The sequence below is a fragment of the Roseomonas sp. TAS13 genome (assembly GCF_001950415.1).
GTDB classification, from domain to species: Bacteria; Pseudomonadota; Alphaproteobacteria; order Acetobacterales; family Acetobacteraceae; genus Roseomonas; species Roseomonas mucosa.
The window spans coordinates 1-3,881 of record NZ_BDLP01000386.1; the positions used below are offsets into that span (position 1 = coordinate 1).

Annotated in this window: 5 protein-coding genes; all 5 read left to right on the top strand. The window is 70.9% G+C overall.

What is annotated here, in order from left to right; genetic code table 11:
• Window positions 1–296, top strand: a 296-nt coding sequence (locus ROTAS13_RS27410) for a hypothetical protein (RefSeq protein ID WP_216348705.1), incomplete at its 5' end; no start/stop codon positions are given.
• Window positions 293–1,552 (top strand): CmpA/NrtA family ABC transporter substrate-binding protein, encoded by a 1,260-nt coding sequence (locus tag ROTAS13_RS20630; RefSeq protein WP_058389591.1) that lies wholly within the window; start codon window positions 293–295, stop codon window positions 1,550–1,552. The genes ROTAS13_RS27410 and ROTAS13_RS20630, both read left to right, overlap by 4 nt.
• A 5-nt stretch (window positions 1,553–1,557) precedes the next feature.
• Window positions 1,558–2,430, top strand: a complete 873-nt coding sequence (gene ntrB / locus ROTAS13_RS20635) for a nitrate ABC transporter permease (protein ID WP_019461036.1) — start codon at window positions 1,558–1,560, stop codon at window positions 2,428–2,430.
• Between the two features lie 14 nt (window positions 2,431–2,444).
• Window positions 2,445–3,332: an ABC transporter ATP-binding protein gene (locus ROTAS13_RS20640; protein ID WP_099781592.1), complete on the top strand. Its 888-nt coding sequence runs from the start codon at window positions 2,445–2,447 to the stop codon at window positions 3,330–3,332.
• A gap of 14 nt (window positions 3,333–3,346) precedes the next feature.
• Window positions 3,347–3,881, top strand: a 535-nt coding sequence (locus ROTAS13_RS20645) for an NAD(P)/FAD-dependent oxidoreductase (RefSeq protein ID WP_171979180.1), incomplete at its 3' end; no start/stop codon positions are given.

A 3,881-nucleotide genomic window follows, 5' to 3' on the forward strand; every position in this document is an offset into this window, starting at 1 on the left:
TTCGCCTTACGGTGGAGCTGTGCGTAGATGTGATCAAGAGACAGGCCCTGGAGGGCGCGCTCCCGGATGGCCGCCTGCTCCCCGAGGAAGCACGGCTGCGCTTCCGCCCCGCCACCCTGCCGCGCGCCGACAGCGCGCGCTGGTGGCTGCGCCAGATGCGGCGCTGGGGGCACCTGCCCGCCGGTGCCGGGGAGGCCGGGGCCCTCGCCCCCTATGACGACGGCCTGTGGCGCGAGGCCGCCGCCCGTCTCTCCGAACCCGAACCTGCCCTTTCTCGCCCGGAGCCCCAGGCATGACGATCTCCCGCCGCGCCGCCCTTTCGGCCACTGCCGCCCTTTTCGCCGCCGCCCGCGCCGCCACGCCGCGCGGTGCCTTCGCCCAGGGCTCGACCGCGCCCGAGGTGACCAAGGCCACGCTCGGCTACATCGCTCTCACGGACTCCGCGCCGCTGATCGTGGCGAAGGAGAAGGGCCTCTTCGCCAAATACGGCATGGCGGATGTCGAGGTGGTGAAGCAGGCCTCCTGGGGCGCCACGCGTGACAACCTTGTGCTCGGCGGCGGGGCCGGCGGCATCGACGGCGCGCATCTGCTGACGCCGATGGCCTATCTGCTGCAGGCTGGCAGGATCACGCAGAACAGCCAGCCGCTGGCGATGAACATCCTGGCGCGGCTGAACGTGAACGGCCAGGGCCTCTCCGTCGCCGCGAAGCACAAGGGCGCCACCATCGACGCCGCCCCGCTGAAATCCGTGCTGACGCCGGACAGCAAGGTGGCCATGACCTTCCGCGGCGGCACGCACGACCTGTGGCTCCGCTACTGGCTCGCCGCCGCCGGCATCGATCCGGAGAAGGACGCGCAGACCATCGTCGTGCCGCCGCCGCAGATGGTGGCGAACATGAAGGTCGGCACCATGGATGCCTTCTGCGTCGGCGAGCCCTGGCCGGCGCAGACGGTGAACCAGAAGCTTGGCTACACCGCCGCCGTCACCGGCGAGCTGTGGAAGGACCACCCGGAGAAGGCCTTTGCCCTGCGCGCGGACTGGGTGAAGGCGAACCCGAAGGCCGCCGAGGCGCTGACCGCCGCCGTCATCGAGGCGCAGCGCTGGTGCGACGCCGACGCCAACAAGGCGGAGATGTGCGCCATCATCGGCAAGCGCGCCTGGTTCAACGTGCCGGTCGCCGACATCCTGGAGCGTTCGCGCGGCAACATCGACTATGGCGACGGGCGGAAGGTCGAGAGCTCGCCGCTGCTGATGAAGTTCTGGCGCGACAACGCCTCCTTCCCCTTCGCCAGCCACGACCTGTGGTTCCTCACCGAGGACATCCGCTGGGGCGTGCTGCCGGAGAACACCGACACCCGGGCGCTGGTGGCGCAGGTGAACCGCGCCGATGTCTGGCGCGCCGCCGCCGCCCGCGCGGGCGTGCCGGATGCCGAGGTGCCGCAGGGCGACAGCCGTGGCGTCGAGACCTTCTTCGACGGCAAGCGCTTCGATCCCGCCAATCCGCGCGCCTATCTCGACTCCCTTTCCATCAAGAAGCTGGCTGGAGCCTGAGCCCGATGAACGCCGTCACCCCCGTCAAGGGCGTGCCCGCCGGTGGCTCCACCACCGCACCGCCCGAGTTCCGCCAGCCCTCCGCCCTGGCGCTGAAGGTCCGCCATGTCGCGCAGAACGTCCTGCCGCCGCTGCTCGTGCTGCTGGTGCTGGGCCTGGTCTGGCAGGTGCTCTGCTCCCGCCCGGATGCCACGCTCCCCGCGCCCAGCAAGGTCTGGACGGACAGCTACGACCTGATCGTCGATCCCTTCTTCGACCGTGGCGGGTTGGACAAGGGCCTGTTCTGGCACCTCGCCGCCTCGCTCTCCCGCGTCGCCATGGGCTTCTCCATCGCGGTGGTGGTAGGCATCGCCACGGGGATGCTGATCGGCACCTCGGACTTCGCCATGCGCGGCCTCGACCCGCTCTTCCAGGTGCTGCGCACCGTGCCGCCGCTGGCCTGGCTGCCGCTCTCCCTCGCCGCCTTCCGCGAGGCGCAGCCCTCGGCGATCTTCGTGATCTTCATCACCTCGGTCTGGCCGATCATCATCAACACCGCCGTCGGCGTGCGCAACGTGCCGCAGGACTACCGCAACGTCGCCAAGGTGCTGCGGATGAGCCTGCCCGACTGGTTCCTGCGCATCGTGATCCCCTCCGCCGCGCCCTACATCTTCACCGGCCTGCGCATCGGCGTCGGCCTTTCCTGGCTCGCCATCATCGCGGCGGAGATGCTGATCGGCGGCGTCGGCATCGGCTTCTTCATCTGGGATGCCTGGAACTCCTCCAACCTCTCCGACATCATCGTGGCGCTGGTCTATGTCGGCGTGGTCGGCTTCCTGCTCGACCGCCTCGTCGCCCTGATCGGCCGCCTCGTCACCCGCGGCACCGCCTCGGCCTGAAGGAAGCGACCGACATGACCAGCATCCAGGCCCAGGGGCAGACCCAGGGGCAGACCCAAGGGCAGAACCAGGGCCAGACAGCGGCCCCGGCGCAGGCGGCGCCTCCGGCCACGCAGGGCCCCGCCTTCCTCGAGATCACCCGCCTCTCGATCCGTTTCGGCACCAACATCCCGGTGCTGAGCAACGTGGACCTGCGCATCGCGAAGGGCGAGTACATCTCGGTGATCGGCCATTCCGGCTGCGGCAAGTCCACGCTGCTGAACGTGGTGGCGGGGCTGCTGCCCGCATCGCTGGGCGGCGTGGTGCTGGAGGGCCGCGAGGTCAACCAGCCCGGGCCCGACCGCGCCGTGGTGTTCCAGAACCACAGCCTGCTGCCCTGGCTCACCTGCTACGAGAATGTCCGCCTCGCCGTGGACCGCACCGTGGGCCGGAAGATGTCGCGCGCCGCGCGGCACGAATGGACCATGGAGAATATCGAGCTGGTCCGCATGACCCATGCGAAGGACCGGCGCCCGGCCGAGATCTCCGGCGGCATGAAGCAGCGCATCGGCATCGCCCGGGCGCTGTCGATGAAGCCCTCCGTGCTGCTGCTGGACGAGCCCTTCGGCGCGCTGGACGCGCTGACCCGCGCGCATCTGCAGGACCAGGTGATGGACATCCATGCCCGGCTCGGCACCACGGTGATGATGATCACCCATGACGTGGACGAGGCCGTGCTGCTGTCCGACCGCATCGTGATGCTGACCAACGGGCCGAATGCCCAGGTGGGCGAGATCCTGGAGGTGGGCCTGCCGCGCCCGCGCGACCGGCTGGCGCTCGCCTCCGATCCGAAGTTCCTCCATGCCCGCGAGGCGGTGCTGCGCTTCCTGCACGAGCGCCACTCCCTCCCGGCCGCGCATTGAGGGAAGCCGGGGCGATGCGGATCGTCGTGATCGGGGCCGGACCGGCGGGGGCACGGGTGGCGGAACGGGTGGCGCAGCGCCTGCCCGGCGCCGGGGTGACGCTGATCGGCGAGGAACGCGCCCTGCCCTATGACCGCGTGGCGCTGGGCCGGGTGCTGTCGGGCAAGGACGGGCCGGCGGCGCTGATCACCCACCCGCCGGCGCGGCTGCGCGAGCTCGGCATCCGCTTCCGCCCCGGCACGCGCATCGCCACCATCGACCGCGCGACGCGGGAGGTGGTGACGGAGAAGGGCGAGCGCATCGGCTATGACCGGCTGATCCTGGCCACCGGCTCGCGCGCCGTGCGCCTGCCACTTCCCGGCGCCAACCTGCCCGGCGTCTTCCTCTACCGCACCATGGACGACGTGCAGGCCCTGCTGCGCCTCGCCCGTGGCGGCGCCCGCCAAGCCGCGGTGATCGGCGGCGGGTTGCTGGGGCTGGAGGCCGCCGACTGCCTGGCGAAGCAGGGGCTGAAGGTCACGGTGGTGCATCCGCTGGGCTGGCCGATGG